This window comes from Parapedobacter composti (genome assembly GCF_900112315.1).
Taxonomy (GTDB): domain Bacteria; phylum Bacteroidota; class Bacteroidia; order Sphingobacteriales; family Sphingobacteriaceae; genus Parapedobacter; species Parapedobacter composti.
The window spans coordinates 49,234-72,265 of the sequence record NZ_FOLL01000014.1; the positions used below are offsets into that span (position 1 = coordinate 49,234).

General features: G+C 49.7%; 17 protein-coding genes. 14 read left to right on the forward strand and 3 right to left on the reverse strand.

The window, feature by feature from the left end; translation table 11 throughout:
* The first annotated feature begins 48 nt into the window (after positions 1 to 48).
* From porG to BM030_RS14165, 14 genes are all read left to right on the forward strand, one after another.
* On the forward strand, positions 49 to 849 hold the full coding sequence (porG, locus tag BM030_RS14100) for a type IX secretion system protein PorG (protein ID WP_090974250.1): 801 nt from the start codon (positions 49 to 51) through the stop codon (positions 847 to 849).
* 45 nt (positions 850 to 894) lie between these two features.
* Complete coding sequence (locus tag BM030_RS14105; protein ID WP_090974251.1) at positions 895 to 1,638, forward strand: isoprenyl transferase; 744 nt, start codon at positions 895 to 897, stop codon at positions 1,636 to 1,638.
* 78 nt (positions 1,639 to 1,716) lie between these two features.
* Entirely contained in the window at positions 1,717 to 4,272 is a 2,556-nt protein-coding gene (bamA, locus tag BM030_RS14110) for an outer membrane protein assembly factor BamA (RefSeq protein ID WP_090974252.1), read from the forward strand.
* Positions 4,273 to 4,342: 70 nt separating this feature from the next.
* A complete protein-coding gene (locus tag BM030_RS14115) occupies positions 4,343 to 4,879 on the forward strand; it encodes an OmpH/Skp family outer membrane protein (RefSeq protein WP_090974308.1) in 537 nt (178 codons plus the stop codon).
* A 124-nt stretch (positions 4,880 to 5,003) separates the two neighbouring features.
* Positions 5,004 to 5,570 (forward strand): OmpH/Skp family outer membrane protein, encoded by a 567-nt coding sequence (locus BM030_RS14120; protein ID WP_090974309.1) that lies wholly within the window; start codon positions 5,004 to 5,006, stop codon positions 5,568 to 5,570.
* A 169-nt stretch (positions 5,571 to 5,739) separates the two neighbouring features.
* Positions 5,740 to 7,062: a 4Fe-4S dicluster domain-containing protein gene (locus BM030_RS14125; RefSeq protein WP_090974253.1), complete on the forward strand. Its 1,323-nt coding sequence runs from the start codon at positions 5,740 to 5,742 to the stop codon at positions 7,060 to 7,062.
* Positions 7,063 to 7,094: 32 nt separating this feature from the next.
* Complete coding sequence (locus BM030_RS14130) at positions 7,095 to 7,886, forward strand: (Fe-S)-binding protein (protein WP_090974254.1); 792 nt, start codon at positions 7,095 to 7,097, stop codon at positions 7,884 to 7,886.
* Positions 7,887 to 7,952: 66 nt separating this feature from the next.
* Positions 7,953 to 8,555: an RNA polymerase sigma factor gene (locus tag BM030_RS14135; protein WP_090974255.1), complete on the forward strand. Its 603-nt coding sequence runs from the start codon at positions 7,953 to 7,955 to the stop codon at positions 8,553 to 8,555.
* A 66-nt stretch (positions 8,556 to 8,621) separates the two neighbouring features.
* Positions 8,622 to 9,806 (forward strand): FecR family protein, encoded by a 1,185-nt coding sequence (locus BM030_RS14140; protein WP_090974256.1) that lies wholly within the window; start codon positions 8,622 to 8,624, stop codon positions 9,804 to 9,806.
* 332 nt (positions 9,807 to 10,138) lie between these two features.
* Entirely contained in the window at positions 10,139 to 13,303 is a 3,165-nt protein-coding gene (locus BM030_RS14145; RefSeq protein ID WP_170845746.1) for a SusC/RagA family TonB-linked outer membrane protein, read from the forward strand.
* A 22-nt stretch (positions 13,304 to 13,325) separates the two neighbouring features.
* Positions 13,326 to 14,750: a RagB/SusD family nutrient uptake outer membrane protein gene (locus BM030_RS14150; protein WP_090974258.1), complete on the forward strand. Its 1,425-nt coding sequence runs from the start codon at positions 13,326 to 13,328 to the stop codon at positions 14,748 to 14,750.
* 25 nt (positions 14,751 to 14,775) lie between these two features.
* Positions 14,776 to 15,942, forward strand: coding sequence for a hypothetical protein (locus BM030_RS14155; protein WP_139215900.1), 1,167 nt, complete (start codon positions 14,776 to 14,778; stop codon positions 15,940 to 15,942).
* Between the two features lie 73 nt (positions 15,943 to 16,015).
* Positions 16,016 to 17,350, forward strand: a complete 1,335-nt coding sequence (locus BM030_RS14160) for a serine hydrolase domain-containing protein (protein ID WP_170845747.1) — start codon at positions 16,016 to 16,018, stop codon at positions 17,348 to 17,350.
* Positions 17,351 to 17,354: 4 nt separating this feature from the next.
* Positions 17,355 to 18,491, forward strand: coding sequence for a serine hydrolase domain-containing protein (locus BM030_RS14165; protein WP_090974261.1), 1,137 nt, complete (start codon positions 17,355 to 17,357; stop codon positions 18,489 to 18,491).
* A 142-nt stretch (positions 18,492 to 18,633) separates the two neighbouring features.
* On the opposite strand, the gene BM030_RS14170 is transcribed toward BM030_RS14165, so the two are convergent.
* The 3 genes from BM030_RS14170 to BM030_RS14180 are packed head-to-tail and all read right to left on the reverse strand — an operon-like array spanning position 18,634 to position 23,021.
* Positions 18,634 to 19,869 (reverse strand): DUF4998 domain-containing protein, encoded by a 1,236-nt coding sequence (locus BM030_RS14170; RefSeq protein ID WP_090974262.1) that lies wholly within the window; start codon positions 19,867 to 19,869, stop codon positions 18,634 to 18,636.
* A 20-nt stretch (positions 19,870 to 19,889) separates the two neighbouring features.
* A complete protein-coding gene (locus BM030_RS14175) occupies positions 19,890 to 21,128 on the reverse strand; it encodes a DUF5000 domain-containing lipoprotein (RefSeq protein WP_090974263.1) in 1,239 nt (412 codons plus the stop codon).
* Positions 21,129 to 21,152: 24 nt separating this feature from the next.
* A complete protein-coding gene (locus tag BM030_RS14180) occupies positions 21,153 to 23,021 on the reverse strand; it encodes a RagB/SusD family nutrient uptake outer membrane protein (RefSeq protein ID WP_090974264.1) in 1,869 nt (622 codons plus the stop codon).
* Positions 23,022 to 23,032 lie beyond the last annotated feature (11 nt).

Genomic DNA, 23,032 nt, shown 5'->3' on the forward strand with positions numbered 1-23,032 from the left:
ATCTTTACAAATTAAACATCACACAACACGGTGCTTCGTAAACTGATAATGCTTGTTGCCTTTTTTGGGCTTGCCGCCGCTGATGCACAGGAGTGGGAGTTCGGGATACAGGGCGGTGGCTCGGGTTATATGGGCGATCTGAATCCTGAAAATCCCTTGGCCTTCAACGATTGGTCGGCGGGCGCTTTCGTTAAATATAACATTAACCACACCTGGGGCTTGCGCGGCAACTTCGCCTATGCAAACACGTATGCCTATGACGGTGACTCGCGGATAGCGCAGCGGCAAGCGCGTAACCTTGGTTTTTTCGGCAGCATTGCCGAGGCGTCTCTGCTGCTGGATTTCAATTTTTTCAAATGGCTGCCCCAACGCGGCAGAATCGTCTATACGCCCTATATTTTTGCGGGGTTTGGCGGCATTGCTTTCAATCCCAAATGGTGGCTGCCTGGGCCGGCCAACGGCGAATATGAACGGGTAAACCTCAGGGACATGCAAACGGAATACCATGAACAAGACAACCCCCGCCCCTACGGACGTTACGCCTTTACCGTGCCATTCGGTGCGGGCTTTAAATACAACCTCCGGGGGCCGTGGTCAGTGGGTGTTGAGCTGGGATACCGGCTGGCGCTGACAGACTACCTCGACGACGTGGGCGGCAATTACCCCATGTCGCCCCCGCCATCGCTTTCCATAAGCCGGGCCGATTGGGATTACCTCGCCTACCGGGGCTCACCCATTGCTGTGCCGGGTGCGCAACGCGGTGACGGGCGGCCCTATGATTCATTTATGACCATCGGGATTACCCTGTCATATACCCTCTTCAAAGGAGGATGCCCCGAATGGCAATAAGCGCGCTTAAAAAAAATTATACTAACTTTGCCCCAATATAAACGGATGGATATCAAGGAAACGATTAACATGGCACAGCTACCCCAGCATGTTGCCATCATTATGGATGGCAACGGTAGGTGGGCCAAAGAGCGGGGCAAATTGCGGGTATTCGGCCACCAGAACGGCGTGGCCGCCGTACGCGATACCGTTGAGGGAGCCGTAGAAATCGGCATCAAATTCCTTACGCTTTATGCATTCTCAACGGAAAATTGGAACCGGCCAAAACTGGAGGTATCCGCGCTGATGGAATTGCTGGTAAATACCATCAATAAAGAAACCAAAACCCTCATGGAAAATGGCGTAAAACTCCATGCCATCGGCGATCTTGGCAAGCTGCCCGATAAATGCCGCAGCCGTTTACAGGAAGCGATGGAGAAAACCGCAGGCAATACCAACTGCACGCTTACGCTGGCCCTCAGTTACAGCGCCCGCTGGGAAATCACGGAAGCGGCACGGCAACTGGCCCGGCAGGTGCAGGCAGGCACCCTTTCGGCCGATGAGATTGACGAAACCACATTTGCCCAGCACCTCGCTACGCGCGGCATGCCCGATCCGGAATTGCTGATCCGTACCAGCGGCGAACAACGCATCAGCAATTACCTCCTATGGCAGCTTGCTTATGCTGAATTGTACTTCACCGAAAAGATGTGGCCCGAATTCAGGCGGACCGACCTGTTTGAAGCCATCGCCGATTACCAAAAGCGGGAACGCCGTTTCGGCCTGACCAGCGAACAATTGACGAAATAGGGAGCCTAACCCAAAAAATCACCTTTTAACAAAAATTAACAACTGTTTAATGTACTTTAGCGGCGATAAAATAGATAGATGAAGCGAATATTCTTTTTTGCAGTTATTACCCTTTTGGCAGTAAACCCTACCATTGCCCAACAACGCGGTATACCTGTGGATGACTCCGAGGTGTTCAGCTACCTCAACCCCCAGAATTACATCATCGGAGGGGTAACCGTAAGCGGCACCCAATACCTTGACAACGATGTGCTGATTACGATATCCAAACTGGTAGTGGGCTCCCGGATAGAGGTGCCGAGCGACGCCACCTCGGGTGTGGTCAAAAACCTGATGGCCCAGGGTTTGTTTGACGAAGTGGTACTCTACGCCGATGCGATAAAGGGCGATTCGATTTTCTTCAACATCCACGTGGAGGAGCGGCCCCGGCTTACCCGTATAGACATCGAGGGGCTAAGCAAAACCCAAACCGAGGAAGTACGCAAAAAACTGAACGAAAACACCGGCAAAATCGTCAATGAAAATTTGATGAACACCACCCGGAATACCATCACCCGCTACCTGAGCGAAAAGGGATACCTGTATCCTGAAATTACCATGGCGCCGGTGAAGGACACGACGCAGGCTAATAACCAAATTCTGGTGGTCAATGTAGAACGCAACCGGAAGGTACGCGCCCACCGCATCAACTTCACGGGCAACGAGGACTTTTCGCAGCGCCAGCTCCGTAAATTTTTTAAGGGGGTACGGCAGCGCACCTGGTGGCGGATTACCGGTCCGGGCAAATTCAAGGAAGAAAAATACAAAGAGGCCAAAGAAAATTTAATCAGTAAAATGCACGCCCGCGGATACCGCGATGCGGAAATCCTCAAGGACACGTTCTATAAATATAACGACCGGAATGTGATTGTCGACATCGACCTTTATGAAGGCCCCAAATATTATTTCGGCAACATCACCTGGCAAGGAAACGCCAAATATTCGGATTCCATCCTGAACGTTATCCTCGGCATTGAAAAAGGTGAAGTGTTCAGCGAGGAAAAGCTGAACACGAAACTAATGGGTCCCACCCGTAACAGCGATGACATTTCTTCGCTTTACCTCAATGACGGCTACCTCACCTTCACCGTAGATCCGGTGCAGACGAGAATTTACAACGATACGATTGATTTGGACCTACGGATCTATGAAGGAGCGCAATACACGGTTAACAAAATCATCCTGAAGGGCAACGACGTAACCAACGACCGCGTGTTACTGCGCTCCATCTATACCAAACCGGGACAGAAATTCTCCAAGGAACTCCTGATGCGGAGCACACGGGAAATCGCACAGTTGGGCACATTTGACGAACAGAAGACCAACCCTGTGCCCACCAACCTCAACCACGCGGAGGGGACGGTGGATATCGAATACCAGGTAGCGGAAAAACCATCTGATCAGGTGGAGCTCTCCGGCGGTTTCGGTGCCGGACAGGTCATTGGCACCCTGGGCTTGTCATTCAACAATTTCTCTACCCGCAACTTTTTCGATAAAAGTGCCTGGAAGCCCCTTCCGAGGGGCGATGGCCAACGGTTGAGCATTCGTGGGCAAACCAGCGGGAAACGCTACCAATCGTATAGCTTCTCGTTTTCCGAACCTTGGCTGGGCGGAAAAAAGCCCATTTATTTCGGGGTGAGTGCCTTTACATCGTCATCATCGTTCGGCGGATTTGATTTCTTGACGGGCCGGCAGATTGTACGAGACTCTGAATTGAATCGGATCTGGATGAACGGGGTTACCGTAAGCTTGGGTAAACGCCTGCAATGGCCGGACAACTATTTCCAGGTCAATTATTCGGCCAGCTTCCAGCAATACAAGCTGCAGAATTATCCCGGCTTCCTGTTTGAAAACGGTACGTCTTACAATATCAACCTTACACAGGAAATCAGCCGCAACTCGGTGGACGCGCCCATCTATCCGACATCCGGATCACACCTGCGGTTTACCGTGCAGGTGACCCCGCCTTATTCGCTGTTCAACAACATTAACTATCCTACTGCACCTCACAGTGAGTTCTATCGCTGGACAGAATACCACAAATGGAAATTCGACTCGCAATGGTTTACCCGGATTACCGGCAAACTGGTGCTAAAGGCCCAGGCGCAGTTCGGCTTCTTGGGCACGTATAGCAGCGTTACGGGGCAGTCGGCTTTCGAACGGTTTAAACTGGGTGGCGACGGCATGATGGGCTTTGATTTCCTCCAGGGTTCTGAAATTATTGCTATGCGCGGTTACGCGAACGGGATGGTAATACCGGACGGCGCTAATGTCAACATTGCCCGTAATTCCGGCAGCCCCATCTATAACAAATACCAGCTGGAGCTCCGGCATCCCGTGATGCTGAACGACCAGGCTACGGTGTTCGTGTTGGCTTTCGCCGAAGGTGGTAATACCTGGAATAATTTCCGCGACTTCAATCCCTTTAAGGTACGCCGTTCCGTAGGAGTGGGTGCACGCATCTTCCTCCCCATCTTCGGATTGCTGGGCATCGATTACGGCCATGCGTTTGACCCCATACCGGGGGTACCGTCGAGCACATGGCGCCAAAACTTTACCTTTAGCATCATGCAGCAGATGGGCGGCTTTAACTAATTCGCCAACTTATCAAAAATGGAATTACTTTTGTAGTTATGTTAATTCACAACAGTATAATATGATGACCATGAAAAAAATAATAGGTGTCGTTGCGTTGTCGATAGTAGCTTCGTCGGCCGCATTTGCGCAACGGTTTGCTTATGTAGATACCGAATACATCCTGAAACACATCCCCGAGTACATCGCTGCGCAAAAGCAGCTGGACGCACTGTCTGTGCAATGGCAGGAGGAAGTGGACAACCGCTTCGCGGAAATCGAAAAGTTGTATAAAAAATACCAGGAAGACCAGGTGCTGCTAAGCCAGGAAATGCGGAGAAAGCGGGAAGATGAAATCGTGCTGAGAGAACGTGAGGCCAAGGAGTTCCAACGCCAGAAATTCGGGTTTGAAGGCGACCTCTTCCAGGAGCGGGTAAAGCTTATCCAGCCCATCCAGGAACGGGTGGCGCAGGCCATACAGGCGGTTGCTACAGACCAGGGCTTAGACATCATACTGGATAAAGGCAGTGAGGTCACTTTCCTCTACGCCAATCCACGGCTCGATAAAAGCGATGACGTGATAAGGCGTTTAGGGTACAAGCCCGATCCTTCTCTTGCAGAAAACTAATCCGTTTCGTATCATTGCGCCGCAATCGTTCAATGTGTAACAATAGTATAACAAATCCATAATAGTCAACAACAAAAAAAAGGGAATACCCCGAACAATAAGTAAAATCAAGATGAACAATAAGATGAAAAATCTGTTTAAAGGTGTAGTGGTGGTTGCCGTGCTGTTTCTATCAACCGGACTTGTCAGCGCACAACAAAAGATTGGACACGTGAACTCCAATGACATCATCCAATCCATGCCGGAATTCAAGACGGCCAATACGGAGTTCGAAAACCTGCAGAAAACCAAGGAAGATGAGCTGCAGCAAATGGGCGCCGAAGCCCAGAAGAAGCTCCTTCAGGCGCAGGAGCTGCAACGGAACCGCAGTGAAGCCAACAAAGATTCCATCGACGCTAAATTGCAGACCCTAACCGTTGAACTGCAGGAGATGGATCGGCGGATGCAGGAAGTGCAGCAAATTGCGCAGCAAGAGTTGCAGAAAAAACAAGAAGAATTGTTCGCTCCGATATTCCAAAAGGCAAACACTGCTGTGCAGAGCGTGGCCAAAGAGAAGGGCTACGCCTACGTGTTTGACATCGCCAATCCGGGCCTTGCTTATTTTGCCGGCGGAGACGACCTCACAGCCGATGTAAAAGCTAAACTGGGAATCAGTGGATCAACCCCGGCCGCCGCACCGTCAAATGAATAAACGGATACCGGTTTCAGGATAAAAATAAAAAAGCGGAACGCGAAGGCATTCCGCTTTTTTATTGCCCAGCACTCCACCCCCCACCCCACTTTAAATACATCCTAAATAAATTATTATGCTTGCATAGTAATTTATATTGCTTAATTTCGTACATAAACCCTGGGGATAGATGGTAAGCCAAGTCATATTCGGTCTATTGCTCATCGCTGCATTCGCATGGGCCACCACCAATGCGCTTAAGATTATACAAAACATCCGGTTAGGCAAGGCCGAACATCGGGCCGACCGGCATGCCGATCGGTGGCGGCAGATGCTGCTGGTAGCTTTCGGACAGAAAAAGATGTTCAAGCGCCCATTTCCGGCCTTGCTGCACCTGTTTGTCTATCTCGGCTTTATCATTATCAATATTGAATTGCTCGAAATCGTCATCGATGGACTCTTCGGCACCCATCGCGTGTTTGCAGGTTCCGGCCCGTTTTATTCCTTCCTTATTGGCGCGTTTGAATGGCTGGCGTTGGCGGTACTGGTAGGCTGTGTGGTTTTTCTGGCCCGGCGCAACATCGCCCGTCTGAGGCGCTTTTTCGGTGTGGAAATGACCACCTGGCCGCGCACAGATGCGAATCTGATTCTTATTGCTGAAATCGTGCTGATGGCCGCTTTCCTCACGATGAATGCGGCGGATTATAAATTACAATCGCTCGGTGTGCCGCCCTATGTACAAGCCGGTGCGTTTCCGGTAAGTGGATGGCTTACACCGGTATTGCCGGAAAACACCACCGCCCTGATTGCACTGGAGCGCGGTTGCTGGTGGTTTCATATCATCGGGGTGCTCGCTTTCCTGAACTACCTGCCTTATTCCAAGCACTTGCACATCCTGTTGGCGTTTCCCAATACGTATTTCGCCAACCCGGAACCCAAAGGACGCTTTACGAACATGGATAGTGTAACCAATGAAGTGAAAGCCATGCTCGACCCTTCGTATGTTCCGGAAAATGCGGGGCCACCGTCCCGTTTCGGAGCAAAAGATATCCAGGATCTGACGTGGAAGCACTTGCTCGATGCCTATACCTGTACCGAATGCGGGAGGTGCACGTCGGTATGCCCGGCCAGCATGACAGGTAAACTGTTATCACCTCGGAAAATCATGATGGACACCCGTGACCGGATGGTTGAAGTAGGCCGGAATACGCGGAAAAACAAGGGATTTAAAGACGATGGGAAGGCACTGCTGGACGATTATATCAGCCGTGAAGAAATCTGGGCCTGCACCACCTGCAATGCCTGCGTGGAGGCCTGTCCGGTTAGCATCAATCCATTGGACATCATTATGGAGTTGCGGCGCTATACGGTTATGGAAGAATCCCAGGCGCCAACGAGTCTCCATACGATGTTCAGCAATGTAGAGAACAACGGCGCGCCGTGGAAATATGCCCAAGCGGATAGGGCCAGGTGGGTGGATGGTGATCGGGGGTCGGTGATCGGTGATCGGTGACCTAAGCTTACTGCATAAAAGCATCTAACAACATGAACGAACTCAACATACCGACGATGGCCGAAATGGCTGCCCGGGGCGAAATGCCGGATATCCTGTTTTGGGTGGGCTGTGCGGGAAGCTTTGACGACCGTGCTCAACGTATTACTCGTGATATCTGCAAAATCCTCCAGCACGTAGGCATAAAATTCGCTGTGCTCGGCACAGAAGAAACCTGTACCGGTGATCCGGCAAAACGTGCCGGCAATGAATTCCTTTTCCAGTTGCAGGCAATGGCGAATATTGAACTGCTCAATGGCTATGACGTAAAGAAGATTGTTACAGCCTGCCCCCATTGCTTCAATACCCTGAAAAACGAGTATCCGGGTTTAGGTGGACATTTTGACGTCATCCACCACACACAGCTCCTTCAGCAATTGATTGACGAAGGTAAATTAAAAGCGGAAGGGGGCGAGTCCTTCAAAGGGCGGCGCATTACGTACCACGACCCCTGTTATCTTGGCCGGGGCAACGGTGTGTACGAGGCACCGCGCAAGGTGTTGGAAAGCCTTGATACCCAGTTGGTAGAAATGAAGCGCTGCCGCAGCAATGGCTTATGCTGCGGTGCAGGCGGAGCCCAACTGTTCAAAGAACCCGAAAAGGGACATAAAGAAATCAACGTTGAACGCACGGAGGAGGCACTATCTACCGGAGCGGATGTCATTGCCGCAGCCTGCCCATTCTGTATGACCATGCTGCGCGACGGCATTAAAGCCAAAGATAAAGAACAAGAAGTAGCGGTACTGGACATCGCCGAAATTACCGCAAGGGCGAACGGGCTGTAAGCCATTTTTGGTAAAAAAAACATATCATTCGCCAAAAATGACCAAAGGTTTGGTATTTTTGAGGGAATGGCGATTAAACCCCTACCAAACGAGCCCGAACTGTTGCAGAAAATTGCTGAAGGAGATGAACATGCGTTCGGTTTACTCTTTCACCACTATTACCGGCCATTGGGACAAGCGGTTTTACGCTTAATCGAATCCCGGGATATTGCACAGGAAATCGTTCAAGACACTTTTATCAACATCTGGCACGGTAGAGCGCACTTAAAACGTGTTACCAGCTTCAGCGGCTATCTATTTATTTCATGCCGCAACCAGACGTTTGCCGTATTGAAAAAGCGGGCTGCCGAAAAGAAACTACAGCCGTTGGTAGAACAGCAAATACAGTGGGAGCACGAGTACGAATTGGAAGCCGAGGAAGATAACAGCGGAATTTATCGCGCTTTACTCGAACAGGCGGTAGAAAAGTTGCCGGAACAACAAAAGAAAATTTACAAGCTGAGCCGCTATCAACACCTTAAATACGCCGAAATTGCCCAACGGCTTGGAATTTCAAAAGAAACGGTAAAAACACAGATATACCACGCCGTCAAATCAATCAAAAAAGAACTTAAACATCATTTTCCAGTTAAAATAGCCATAATTTTAACCACCCACCTCTTTTTTTAAGAAAAAATACATTTTTTCCTACATCTTATACTACCTTTTCCCAAGCAAACCACTCTTTAAACGAAAATGGAGCGGTTCGACTATCTATTTCAGCGCTACGTGCAAAAAACAGCCACCCCGGCGGAGCGGTTGGAGTTCCAATCGCGCATCCAAAGCGGCCACTACGACACACGATTGAAGGAATTGCTTGCACACTATTTCCAGCATTTTACGCCTAATGAAGAGTGGGATACCCTTCCCGATCCCCCACTTGGGACATTCCTCTCCATTATTTCCGATGGTCCGGAAAGAGCAGTGGGCCGCCGTTGGACGCGCGGCCGCGTAATTGCCTCCATTGCGGCAGTCATACTGGCTGTGATTGCTGTTGCGTTATATATCGGCATGAGCCACCAGCCGGAAGAACAGACCGTAGACGCAAGCCGCATAAAACCCGGCAGCAATCATGCGGTACTCGAGTTGGCTGACGGCACAGTCATTGACCTTAGTAGTCAGCATGAAGGGGTTATCTTATCGGACACCGGACTGTTTTATAACGATGGAACCCCGCTGATTACGGGCATTCCGAAAAACAACAATACAGCACACACCGCCAAATTGTCTACACCCAAAGGCGGGCAATATCGGCTTACCTTGCCTGACGGCACCACGGTATGGCTTAACGCTGCCTCATCGCTTACCTATCCTTCGCAATTTGAAAAAACAGAGCGCGTGGTAGAACTAACCGGCGAAGCGTATTTCGAAGTGGCAAAACCGGTATCCGCTGAGCCATGGCCTTTTGTTGTCGAAACAGCAGACCAACGTTTAAAAGTACTTGGTACAAAATTCAACGTTTCTGCTTATCCCTCCGACGGTTATACAAAGACCATCTTACAAGAAGGTACCGTTGAAATCACTCCTAACTTCGGGTCGCCACAACAGCTAATCCCCAACCAGCAAGCGGTCGTGTTTTCGGGAAACAACCAGATTCATGTCAATTCCGTAGACGCCGGTGACGCTATCGCCTGGATTAACGGCCTATTCTACTTCGATAATACCGACATTGAAGAGGTCTTGCAAATCATCGGCCGTTGGTACAATGTTGAGGTGCTCGCCGGCGACCTGCCGGAAAAGAAACTGGATGGCATACTTCCCAGAGATGTAAACCTATCCGATCTGATGACCATGATCTCGGAAACCTGCAATATCGAATTCAAACTGACTGAACAGGTAGATAAACAACTTAAAACAAGGAGGATTTATATGAGCTATTAGAACCTGATATGAAAAAGCTTAGCAAAAATCCCGGCCTGTGGAGCCGGGATGGCTTACTGCTGGAACAGTAAGCTGTTTGTTAAGGATAAGCGCAAAATTGGATCAGATTACCCCAATCACTTAACCAACTACACAAAGGTATGAATTGTACTTTATTGGACAAACGGGAAGGACTATGGGCCTACCTACCGTCCCGCTGCAACTTATCAAAATCATGGTGGACAATGAATTTAACCGCCTTATTTACTTGCTTAATATGCTTTCAGGTCAGCGCTGCCAGCTATGCCCAACATTTAACATTGAATGTGAAAGAAGCTTCCTTAAGAAGCGTTATGAAAGAAATACGGAAACAAACCGGTTATAACTTTCTGTATGAAAAAGGTTACTTGGATAAAGCTAAGCCCGTTTCGATTGCCGTGAATGAAGCATCGCTGGAAGATGCGCTGAAACTTGCTTTCAAGGGACAGCCCTTTGATTACAAGATATTAAATAAAATCATTTACCTGATACCGGCACGCAACCAAACTGAGCAACAGGTACCGGCACTGCAAACGACGGTACAGGGAAAAGTGACTGATGAAGGCGGCAAACCCTTGACGGGGGCGACCATCTATGTGCCAGCTACGCAACAACAAGCCACATCCAACGCTTTGGGAGAATTCAGCATCCCTAACGTGCCAACCGACGCTGTGCTGCGGATATCTTATGTTGGATATACCTCCAGGGAGGTGAAGGCGTCCGACAGCTTTCTGACTATCGCCTTGGAAATCTCCTGGCAGACGCTTGACGACGTGGAAATCCGTGTTGCCTACGGCACCCAAACCAAAGAATCCTTTACGGGATCTGCCACAACCGTCAAAGCCGAACAGCTTGAATCAAGGCCGCGTGTCACCTTCATGGAAAGCTTGCAGGGTAACGTTCCGGGGCTGATAGCAACAAGTGGTAGTGGAGCACCAGGGGCATTTCCTAATGTCCGTATCCGTGGCATTGGTTCCCACCAAGCGGGCAATACCCCCCTATATGTGGTGGATGGCATTCCGATTGTCACCGGCAATATCGGCAGTATTGCCACATCTTCCACGGCACAAGCACTAATCAATCCCAATGACATTGAAAGTGTGACGGTTCTTAAAGACGCTTCAGCTACCTCTATCTACGGTTCCCGTGCTGCTAATGGGGTAATCCTCATTACCACCAAGTCCGGCCAGTCGGGGCGAAGCCGGATAAACGCATCCATCCAGCGCGGCATCTCCCGGATAATGGCAGAAGATCGGATGCGTCCATTGAACACCAATGAAATGATTGAACTCCTCGCCGAAGGCGTTATTAACAGCTCCGACATCCGTATTGATAATCATGATGATGCTGTGCAATACCTGATTGCACAAGGAATAAACCCCGATGTGGATACCGATTGGTATGATTTACTTACCCGTACCGGCAATTATGCACAATACAACGTTTCGGCTTCAGGCGGAAATGATAAAAGCACCTACTATACTTCGTTGGGTTATTATGACGAGGAAGGCACCACATTGGGTAATGGCTATCAACGGATGACGGGCAGGCTGAGTTTGACCAACCAGCTGACCCAGCGACTGAAATTGGATGCGGGACTGTCTGCCGGCTACCAAAACCTGAACACCCCGCCCAACGGAAACTTTTTTGTAAACCCGGTGTACAGTATGTACCGCATCCAGCCCTGGCTTAGGGCTTACAACGATGATGGCACCTACAACGAGGGGATTTCAAACACGTTCAATCCAGTGGCCATTACCAATGAAAACATTTATGATTCCCGCTTTTATAACCTTAAGGGTAACATAGGAGCGCAATTAGACATCTGGAACGGTATCGCATTCGAATCGAGGGCCAATATAGACATGAACTTCGCCGATGAGTTCCGGTATGACAATCCGATGTTTGGGGATGCCCGAAACGATAACGGCCGCGGACGGAACTACAACGTGCGTCACCACACATGGAACGTCTATAACATACTGAAATACAACAAACAGTTCAGTGAAATTGGAATCGATGCCACGTTAGGCCAGGAAGCGCAACGGTTCGACCGCAAGACAGTCAACACCTACGCCCGGAATTACACGGCTCCAAACAAATACCCTTTAGCCAATGCATCCGTTCCGGCAGCGGCAGACAGCTACGAATATGCGCGAGCTTACGCGGCATATTTCTTAAATACCAATTTCAACTATCAACAGAAATATTACCTCAGTGCATCAATACGAAGGGACGGTGTATCTACGTTCGGGCGTAACAACCGATATGGCAACTTCTGGTCCATTGGTATTGGCTGGAACATCCACCAAGAACCATTTATGCAGGCTTACACCTGGATCGATCAACTGAAATTACGGTCGAGCTACGGCGTAAACGGCAACGAAGCCGGCGGTTACTACCCGCATCTGGGTTTGTATGCGGTTGGGCAAGACTACAATGGTGAGCCCGGCTTCGGCTTGAGCCAGATTGAAAACGACAACCTGGTATGGGAAAAGAACAAACCCTTCGATATCGGTACAGATTTCTCGTTCTTCAACGGCCGGCTAAGCGGCTCATTTGATTATTACGTGCGGACAACCCAAGATTTACTCTTCTCTGTCGAAGTATCGAGAACAAACGGCATTACAACCTATGACGATAACATCGGGTCATTCAAAAACTCCGGAATCGAGCTCGAATTGGCGGGAACCATCGTCAAATCTTATAAAACAGGAGGATTCAATTGGCACAGTGCGCTAAATTTCAGCACACTGAATAACACCATCCTAAAGCTGGCTGACGATATGCCAATCCTGTCGGGTAATTTCCGGCGCGATGTAGGCCGGGATTATTATAGTTATTACCTCAGGGGATACGCCGGCGTGCACCCGCAGACCGGAGAAGCGCTGTACTGGACAGACGGCACGAAAACAGCCACCACCAATAGCTATGCCGATGCGATGCCGTTCTACCAAGGCAGCGCCCTCCCTTCCCATTTCGGCGGGCTTACCAACACATTCAGCTACAAAGGTCTTTCTCTCTCGTTCCAGCTATATTACAATTGGGGCAATAAACTGTTCGGAGGGTTCACAAACCTATTTACAGACGGCAGTGCCGGCGCAGCTGACTTCAGGGCACTGCCCCGGCTAACCTACAACACGCGCTGGCGCCAACCCGGTGATGACGCGTTCAGCCCTAAAATCGTGTTTCGCGGCACACAATCGGGGTTAAGCGGGGAGCAAAACTCCACACGATTTATGTATGATGGTGGTTATATCCGGTTGCGGGACGTTACGTTGCGCTACGATCTGCCGCTGAAGAAGCTGAACCTCCCCGTCTCCAGAAGTTCTGTGTATTTCCGCGCTAACAACCTGTGGACCTGGATCAGGGATCCCTACTTGCCCAGAGACCCCGAAAGCTTCGTAGGTGGTGGAATAGGTACGAGCGATGCGCCCATGGCCAGGCAAATGCTCATCGGATTGGATATTCAGTTTTAACACAAACTAACACTCAAACAAGATGAAAAGACTTTTCATATATGGAACGATGCTGGTATTGTCAACGGCATGCAGTACCAGCTTTCTGGAATTGGAAAATCCCCAAGGCTTGGATCTCAGGCGAACCATTGTGGATGTTCCCAGTTTGAAGGCTGCAACCAATGGTGTTTATGATAAGTTCCAAAGTATCCATTATTACAACCGCAGTTTTCTTCTTTATCCGGAAATCATCGGAGACAACATGTTCGTAAGCCGGCGCAATTCTGGCCGATATATCAATTACGACTTCTTCCGCATGAACGCTGAAGACGGCAACGCCACAGACACCTGGTACCAGATGTGGCGGCTGATTGTGAACGCCAACCTGGCCATTGATCGAGGTGAAGCACTGGAGCTAAACACAACGCTGCAAGCACAGGCCAACGAGCTTATCGGCGAAATGTACGCTGCCCGGGCGCTGTGCTATTTTGACATGGTCCGCCTTTACGGGCAACCTTACAATTATAGCCCCGATGCTTCGCACTTGGGTGTCCCCTTGCTGATTGAACCCTCAATGGAATTGGTAAAGCCGGCAAGAGCGAGCGTAAAAGCGGTATATGATCAAATTGTAGCCGACTTTGAAAGGGCATTGTCGTTGGTAAACTCCACTCAAAACAACGGACGTCTTACGGTTCCGGCCATACAGGCCCTGTTGGCAAAGGTGCATTTATACCGGGAAGACTGGGAACAAGCCGAACGCTATGCTACCGATGTTATTGATGGCAACTCACACTCCTTGCTGGGCAATGCGGAGTATGTGGCAAGCTGGGCGGAAAATTTTAGCTCAGAATCAATTTTCGAGATCGTAAACAGTGCAATAGACCGTCCCGGAACTGACGGTATCGGCTATTTCGTTGAGCCGGAAGGTTACGGCGACGGGCTGGCCTCGGCCGACCTTTACAACACCTATGCCGACACGGATGTGCGGAAGCAGTTGATTGAGGTTGGAAGCCGGCCAAGCGCCGAAACCCCGGCATATATCATCCGTAAATACCCCCGGGGAGCTACTTCAATGGATGATCATATCAAAGTCATCCGCCTCTCCGAAGTATACCTCATCCGTGCTGAGGCGAGGGCCGAAATAGGCAAAACAAACGCAACGTTCTACGCAGGTGCGCAGGCCGACCTGAACACCATCGTACAACGTGCAGACCCAGAAGCTAACGACATTACCTTAACCGGCGATGCACTGGTACAACGCATCATCCTTGAACGCAGAAAAGAATTGGCCTTTGAAGGAAATCGGCTGTTCGACACCAACCGAAAAAAAATGGGTATCCAGCATATCCAGTCGGATCGGACGCAGTCGCTATCGTATCCCAATAATGGGTTCGTGCTGCCTATTTCAAGAACTGAATTACAGGCTAACCCGAATATGGAACCAAACCCCGGATATAGCAGAAACTAACATCACAACACTGGATATGAAAACCATGAACAATATTATAACGGCATGTGTAATCTTAGGCATGATGGTAGCCTGCATGCCTGAGCGAGAGTCTTTCCCCTTGCCGGAAGATACCCCACAGGAACCCGTGGGCGAGCAGCTATTTGAAGTATTGAAAAACCCCGCCAGCGGATATAATGCCATAGCCATTGATCCCTTGAACCCGGATCTCCCACAGGATTTCAAAGAACGATGGGATCAAGCGGTACAAAATGTGCATGAATGGGTCTATAGCGGGTCTAGCGGACGAATGCTACACTCCATGTACATCCGTTTCGGACAGCGCGACACCGTGGACGTGGTGGCTCTCTACCACTTAAGGGCATCGTCTAACAAGGTGTTGGCGCGTTGGACCTATACCATGGCGCTCGACGACAACGGGGTTGGAAGGCTGGAGTTTGTACGTCAAAACGGGAATGGCAATATTTTGGGGCCCATAATTTCCCCCTTGCTTGCTTATTTCCTGGAAGAACATGACTTTCGCGTACGTTGGGTGGACGAAACCATTTCAGTACATCCCACGGAAGGAACCCGTTTGGGTGGTTTCTTCCGTACCGACAACCCGTCTTCATTTGTGTTTGGTACGCTGACCAACGTCCCCGCTATCGACAACGACAACTGGCCCCTGCCAAGTACACCATCCCTCGATAAGTTTTTCAAAATCGAAAATCCCGTGGATGCGCCGTACTACACGTCCGTCCTAATCAACCCAGACGATCCCGCACAATCGCAGGGATTCAGGGATCTGTGGACCGCCGTGAAAACCGACCTGCAAAACAGTTCCGGACGCCAATTACACCAGATGCTTTTTGTATTTGATCCGGAATTTGCACGCCTGCGGATATTGGTTTACTATTATACGGCCACGGGATCCCGGACCAGTGCCTTCTACCGCTATGTCCCGGCACTGCACTATGACGACCGTATCCGGCTGCTGTTCAACAGCGAAGACGGAAATGCTGCGCTCATCAGAGACAGCCGCCTTATGGATAATTTCTTGGAAGCCCACGACTTTGTCATCAGTGAAACGCAATCGGCTCCTTCCGGCGGGGGAAAGTACCTGACCTTTACCAGCACGACCACTCCCTCCATTTCGTTTTTTGGCGAACTGGGTAACCGCGCAGCAAATTGCTGCGCCTTCTGGCCCGAATAAGCCAATTGAAACATGCATCCAACGTACATCCGGGTAACTCCGGATGTACGTTTATATAGAAAAATCAATTCAGATGAATATAAAACCCAATGTATCACTCCTGTTATTAATGATGGCTGTTTCGCTCGGCGTCTATGGACAACAACAGACCGGCGGCAAGCGGCAGCAACTCGAGGCGTTATTTACGTACTTGCATGAACACGATATGTTTAACGGTGCCGTAGCCGTAAAAGACCAAGGCAAGTTGATATTCCGTGCAGGGTTCGGTGTCGGAAATTTCGAGACAGGGACGCCCTTCTTACCCCAAAGCCAAACGGAAATCGCTTCGGTATCCAAACAATTTACGGCCACGGCAATCATGCTGTTGCGCGATGAAGGAAAACTTCGCCTCGATGACGATATCAACCGGTATTTCACGCCGGCGTTGCCTTACGAAGGAATCACCATCCGGCAATTGCTTACGCATACTTCCGGCGTGCCAGACTACGAAAAGTATTTCCGGGAAAACTGGCATACTTCCGATCTGGTGTATAACAAAGACATCATTCATTTCCTTCATGTTGAAAAACCACCGCTGCAATTTCCTCCCGGAAGCACCTATCAATACAGCAACCTGGGCTATGTATTGCTGGCCGAAATTGTGGAAGCATGTTCGGGCATACCGCTGGATGTCTTCCTGCATCAACGCATTTTCGCGCCGCATGCCATGTCATCCACCGGCTTTTTTGTACGCAACACGATCTTCAGAACCCCTGGTTATGCACCCGGTGTTGTCTGGGATTCGGAGGCTTGCCAATATGTCCGGCCCGAAACACAGCAGCGTTATGCCTATGTGGGTTACCTCAGCGGTCGGCTCGGACCGGGCAGACTCACCTCTACGGTAGACGACCTGTTGAAATGGGACAGCCTGCTCTATACCGATGGTATTCTGCCCGACAGCAGTTTGCAGGAAATGTTCAGCCCCATGGTAAGCGTGCCCAATACGCCCGGCCACTATGGATATGGATGGCGTGTGTTGCCACCCGACGGCAAAGGCAGAGAGGTGTTCCATACAGGTGCCTGGCCGGGAAATTACACGCTCATGAAGCGGTATATCGATGACAAGTCCACCATAATTCTACTGAACAATACATACTCACCCTACATGGTGGTAATCCGGAATACGGTGGATGCCATCTTAAAAGGCCGTGCGTACGAATGGCCTAAAAAACACCTCCACGAAGTATTGAAGAAAACACTTTGCAGAACCAACGTTGATGCTGACCAATGGCTCCATGAACAAGGCGACTTTACCTCATACATCATAGATTACAAGGCTATTGATGCCCTTAATACGGAAATACAAAAACATGGAGATGAAGCGAAAAAACGATTAATGGACAACCTGTTGAAAAAACTAAAAAAGTAACCATATGAAGACAATAAAAACCCTTGCGAGATGCTATCTGGCGGCCCTAATGTTATGGGGATGTGCAAAAGACGGAACCAAACCACAGGATGGAGGGCCGGATACTCCCGGCACAGAAGATCCCTACCGACAAATTGTAACCGATGCGTATCGGCCCTATATCTCCCAAACACAAGCGGTAGGTATCAGTATTGGGATTTCAGTAAACGGCGAAGAATACTTCTATAATATGGGCGAACTGGTCCGTGGAACAGCGAGAGTTCCTGATGAACATACGGTATACGAAATCGGCTCCATATCAAAAACCTTCGCCGCCATCATGGCAGTAGACTTCTTGCGGGAAAAGGGCATCACGGTCGATGAAAAAATAGGTCCGTACCTGCCATCAGATATTCCGGTGCTGGAACGTGGAGGCCAGGAAGTTACTTTCAAACACCTGCTCAACCATACCGCCGGGCTGCCTCGGGAACCGGCCAATTTCTCCGGTTCAAGAAGTTCATATGACAGCTTAAGGCTATATGAAGCGCTTAAACTGGTCGAACTGGGCAGCACTCCGGGAAGTACGTATCTCTACTCCAACTTCGGCTTCGGCACATTAAGCACAATCATCGAACGCAACATCGGCATGCGCTACGGACAAAAATTGGAGAACCTAATCGCCGCCCCCCTAAACCTTACCCGTACCAAGACGCGATTAACGGAATACCCCGATTGGGGCACCGAAAATGCAAACATCGCTGTGGGATACAGCAGCAGTGGTAACCAAGTAGCCTACCGCGATCCGAATGAAACGGGTGCGCTCAAAGGTTCGGGAGCCGTGCATTCCACCATCAAAGACCTTTTGGCGTATGGCCGGCATCAAATTGACACAGACAATTCTCCTATCGGCCATCTTGCGCTGGAAACCCATCGGCAAACCATGCAATCGGGCAGTACCAGAAAGGGATTGGCTTGGACATTGCGTACGGTCGGTGGTCTGGAATGCCTGCACCACGACGGAGCTACCAACGGCTTCAACGCTGCGCTACTGATTTGCAAGAGCAATAACACCGTGATCGCGGTGCTGGCGAACAACGGTGGCACAAACATTAACAGCCGAATGCTGACCATGGCCCCCAACATCTTCGATACCGCGCGTTGATGTAAACGATATTTATCGGCTGATATAAAACACGCCACTCAACAGCGGCGATACAAGCAGCTTAACTAATACAATGGGGGCTTCTGCGTTACGCAGAAGCCCCCGATACGTTGCTTGCGGTTGTTATCCCGCTATATATGTGCTATGGCATGAAACGCCCGGTCTTGATTTTTAGATCCATACCGCCGGAATTGCCTGGATTTACCGCTAACACCTGTATGGCTACAGCCAGACCGCGCCCTTCCAGCCAATAATAGATAATATCCCCTGCATTGATCTCCCGTACACGGCCGCCCGGACCCTCATTTGTCAACGAATATTCCGGACGCTCCGGCACGTCAATCAACGCTTTATTATAAGCGTTATATAATTGCCGGACAGTGGTTAACGCATTGAATGCTTCTATTTCCGCTGGAGTCGGATTGGAATATTTCACCATGGTGCCGTTATTCCGGTTGGTCCAGTCACTGTTGATATAGGTCAACGCCGACCAGCCCGTCACACCGCTGTTGCCGGGCGCTATAAAATTCATCGCTGAGGAAGACGAATTAGCCAAAAGTAAATCAATTTGTCCCTGAAGGCTGTTGGCCTCGGTCAGTGTATATACTGCCCCCGTAGCTAAATCGATGGCCCGCCTTCCGCTTGAACTGGCTGACATTGCTACACCGTCATACACGTCGAATTGCGGCGGCGGGATCTGGATTGTCTCAAACTCGGTGACAAAGGTGTCCAAGGCTGCTGGCTGCGGCACGAAGAAACTCCTGTGCGAAACCGGCAGCGTTACATCCGCATTGGGCAGGCTTAGCCGCATCTCGTCTTTCGGAAACGTGACAGTATGGACGGTACCGTCCATATCCGTGTACCGCACTTCGGTATGGACCATAGTTTCGGAAAACTCCTCATACCAATTGATTACCGCGGAATTCGGCAATTCCCCTGCCCGTTCGACCACCCGGTTTCTGAGGGTCGACTGGAATCTCGGGCCGTATACCTGCGCATTGAGCTCAACGGAGAGCGACCGGTTTCCCGATTTGTCAAACGTGACCATATTAAAGGTATATGGCCCCTCCGCAAGCCCATTAATGGCGATGAATCCGGTGTCCACTTGATGATCAAGGCGTTGTTCAACAGAGTCCAGCCGATTATTCCAGTATACAACAATACGCTCTGCACTTGGATCCGATGGCGTTGCCCAGACTATCTTCAACCGTTCATTCCCGGTATAAACCCGCACATCCGATACCTTCCCTACATATTGCCTATCCCCCATTTCAATCAAATCCTTATAGTAATGATCCATGGGAGTACACGCTCCTAACAGCATAGGTAAAGCCCAGAGCGCTAACATTACATTCCTTATATTCAATCGTAATTTCATAGTATTACATTTTTTACCTGCTAATCGGCGTGGTCGCCGTAAATCTCCAGTTCTGTATAATATACACGTCCGGTGTTTCCCCAAACTTCCAGAGTTTCTATCCGTATATAGCGTACTGGGGGAATATCCCTATTGAACACGTATTCGTCACCGGCTCTGGCTCGTTCGTTGTCTTCTTGTGTATTGGTTCCTATCGGCGAACCTGAGGGTTTAATGTTTTCAAATTCACCTAATAGATACCAGGTATCATCAAGCGATCCATCCGGATTGGGTTCCATGCTTCCCCAAACCCGGAACCGCTTCGGGTTAGAGGAATTGTAAGCGATGGTTTCGTTGGTAACATTCTGCCAGTTGATGATGCGGCTGAGTTTGTACGTGCCTTGCAAGAAAACCGTAAAACGCTGGGGCATCCCCGTACCGGCTTGCGTATAATAAGCATAGGTATGACTCAATTTTCTGCCGTCAAATAGATATGACATCCTCCTCGTACCCTCTAAACGGGTTTCGTCACCGGGCAAATTTGTCTCGGTGAAGTTTGACATATCAATCATGAACTCATTATAGGGGGTTACCGTTACGAATAACGTGTCTGAATAATTCAGCCAGCGATCACGTACAAAAACGCCTAACTCATATTCCTTCGCTTCAAGCCCCCGTACCGACCAATTAACATTTCGTATACCGCTGTAATACTGACTAACAGCTTCCCATTCCCCTTTATCGTTACGGGATATTACTTCGTATGCCAATTCACCCTCCAATTCATTTTCTCCCTGGATAGTTATCCCACCGAAATCTGCGGAGATATTCAACGTTTCAAACGTTAAAAGCACCGGGGGGCGCGACGGATTTACCAGCACCGTAATGGGTTCTGACCGCTGCTCATTACGGCCTACGGTATATAAGGTTACTTCATACTCCCCCTCCACAGGAAACCCTTCTACCGTGATCTTACTGGTATACTTGGACGATCTTGCCTCCCGCCTGACTCCAGGTTTGATTTCATAGGCGGCCACCACGTAAGCCACATGCTCATCCGGCACGGTGTAAATGATATCTGCACCTCCAGCAAAATTTTTCACCTCATATTCCTGTACTTTACTTGGCTTTTCCCCGCTGGTGACGGGTTTTCTTTCCTCTTCCTTGCAGGCAAGGACGGAAACTCCTAAGCCTGCTACATATACTACAAATTTCAATAAACTCTTCATCGGGGTATTCGTTTTAAGGCGTTTCACCGCATTATTTTCTGATTTAGCCATCTAACATGCTTTTGCACCGAACAGCTACCAACCTGGACTTTGCAGGAGGTTCCTGTTCCTGACAATATTATATTCCCTGATAGGCTGGAAGTAATCGCGTTGGCGGAAGCCACGTTCAAAGATGAACGTTTCTCGGTAATAATATTCCGCCTCCGGCTGGAACAGATCCCAACCTGTTACCGGTTTGCTAAGCTCCTCCTGAGCTTTTTTCCAGCGTAGCAGGTCCCACAAGCTTTTCGACTCATACGCCAGCTCAATCCGGCGCTCCCGATGGATGATCTCCCTTAACCCTTCTTTGGTTTCGATTTTCGTTGGGTTTCTCGAGTACATGGTCCATGCATCCTCAACAGCGGGTAGACCGGCGCGTTCCCTCACCAAATCCAAATACTTAAACGTTTCGTCATTCGGGCCAAGGTATTCGTTAGCGGCTTCGGCATACAGTAAGTACAGGTCGGCCAGGCGCATATTCGGCCAGTAATACGCCACCACAGAGTAACTGGACACACCGATAACGTTGAGATAATTAATCAATTTCTTCGGCCAATAACCGGTCGGCGAATACCGATTCGAGATTTGCCTTGCTGTATATTGACCTTCTTTTCCTTCCAGATGCCAGGTGTCATTATCATCAAACTTGCCTTGCCCATACCAGATACCTCCGTCAAAACCGGTGGATGCGTAAAACCGATTCTCCCGGTTAAAATGAAATTTCGCGGTCGTATAACCCTGCTTAATATTGTATTTATCCGCCTCCCCTGCAACTTTTAAATCGAAGCGGCCATTATAATCCCATTCCTTATCTTCCTCTATCGGCACGCCATTGTCGGTATAAAAAAGGCTAACGAAGCTTAACGGCGGCCCATAGCGTCCCTGCATGCCATCATGGCTCCGTTCGGGATCCCAGGTGCGCGGTGTCAGCGCCGTCTGTGTTGCGGTCGCCCCCGTCCACGTCCAGATAATCTCACTGTTCCATCGCTCAGCTACCACATTTCGGATACTCATCTGGGTAACCGTCGTGTCGGAAAGCCGTTGTCCCGCGCCTGGCTGGAACTTGTATAGCTTCAAGTCAGCTTCGTGGCATATGTCAATGGCGGCTTTAGCGGCTTCCATGGCCAGCCGCCACTTTTCATTATCAAACTCGGGGTTGAACAACGCGCCGTTTATCTTATCAATATAAGTACTATAATCGCTGTTGCCATTGAATAAAGGGCTGGCTGCGGTCACCAGTACTTGTGCTTTAATGGACATGGCAATCGGCCGCGTGATCCGGCCCAATTCCATACCTTCATCTGTAATAATCAGTGGCAGGTGCGGTATGGCCTCATCGAGCAGTTGCACGATGTAGTTGAACCCCACATCCACGGGCTCCCGTGATACCCGCACCTCATCCAACCCGGCATCTATGGGTAAGTTTTCCCGGATAATCGGGATAGGCCCATACATTCTCATCAGCAAAAAATGGTAATAAGCCTTCAGGAACTTCACTTCCGCCTCCCAGCGCTGTTTCTCTTCCATCGTCATATCCGGTACGGAGTAGATATTGTCAATAAAGATGTTGCAGTCGCGGATCGCCTGATACATATCGATTCCACCGTTCAGGCCATCCCACCAGTTCAATACCGGAGCAACGATATTCTGTTCGCCCCTGACATAAGCCGTTGTATTGCTGGTGTAGGTATATAATGGCCAGATTTCGTGGCCAATAAGTGACGGGCTCGATGGAATACCGCCTTCATTGGGTAAATATGAATAGCAGGTAAAGAGAAACCGCTCCGCGGTGTTGCGCATGGTAAATGCGTTTTCTAACGTGGCCACATTGTCGGGTACAATATCCAGGTAATTACAGGAATTGAAACCCGCAAGCGACACAAGCAATATGATAATTTTCTTCATCTTTAATCGTC

Bases quoted from the DNA above. Each gene is read 5' to 3' on its own strand.
- BM030_RS14155 (WP_139215900.1), top strand. From the start codon at position 14,776: ATGAACAATATTATAACGGCATGTGTAATCTTAGGCATGATGGTAGCC.
- BM030_RS14115 (WP_090974308.1), top strand. From the start codon at position 4,343: ATGAAAAAAATAATAGGTGTCGTTGCGTTGTCGATAGTAGCTTCGTCG.
- BM030_RS14180 (WP_090974264.1), bottom strand. From the start codon at position 23,021: ATGAAGAAAATTATCATATTGCTTGTGTCGCTTGCGGGTTTCAATTCC.
- bamA (WP_090974252.1), top strand. From the start codon at position 1,717: ATGAAGCGAATATTCTTTTTTGCAGTTATTACCCTTTTGGCAGTAAAC.
- BM030_RS14160 (WP_170845747.1), top strand. From the start codon at position 16,016: ATGAATATAAAACCCAATGTATCACTCCTGTTATTAATGATGGCTGTT.
- BM030_RS14165 (WP_090974261.1), top strand. From the start codon at position 17,355: ATGAAGACAATAAAAACCCTTGCGAGATGCTATCTGGCGGCCCTAATG.
- BM030_RS14140 (WP_090974256.1), top strand. From the start codon at position 8,622: ATGGAGCGGTTCGACTATCTATTTCAGCGCTACGTGCAAAAAACAGCC.
- BM030_RS14175 (WP_090974263.1), bottom strand. From the start codon at position 21,128: ATGGCTAAATCAGAAAATAATGCGGTGAAACGCCTTAAAACGAATACC.
- BM030_RS14125 (WP_090974253.1), top strand. From the start codon at position 5,740: ATGGTAAGCCAAGTCATATTCGGTCTATTGCTCATCGCTGCATTCGCA.
- BM030_RS14120 (WP_090974309.1), top strand. From the start codon at position 5,004: ATGAAAAATCTGTTTAAAGGTGTAGTGGTGGTTGCCGTGCTGTTTCTA.
- BM030_RS14105 (WP_090974251.1), top strand. From the start codon at position 895: ATGGATATCAAGGAAACGATTAACATGGCACAGCTACCCCAGCATGTT.
- porG (WP_090974250.1), top strand. From the start codon at position 49: ATGCTTGTTGCCTTTTTTGGGCTTGCCGCCGCTGATGCACAGGAGTGG.
- BM030_RS14170 (WP_090974262.1), bottom strand. From the start codon at position 19,869: ATGAAATTACGATTGAATATAAGGAATGTAATGTTAGCGCTCTGGGCT.
- BM030_RS14130 (WP_090974254.1), top strand. From the start codon at position 7,095: ATGAACGAACTCAACATACCGACGATGGCCGAAATGGCTGCCCGGGGC.
- BM030_RS14135 (WP_090974255.1), top strand. From the start codon at position 7,953: ATGGCGATTAAACCCCTACCAAACGAGCCCGAACTGTTGCAGAAAATT.
- BM030_RS14150 (WP_090974258.1), top strand. From the start codon at position 13,326: ATGAAAAGACTTTTCATATATGGAACGATGCTGGTATTGTCAACGGCA.
- BM030_RS14145 (WP_170845746.1), top strand. From the start codon at position 10,139: ATGAAAGAAATACGGAAACAAACCGGTTATAACTTTCTGTATGAAAAA.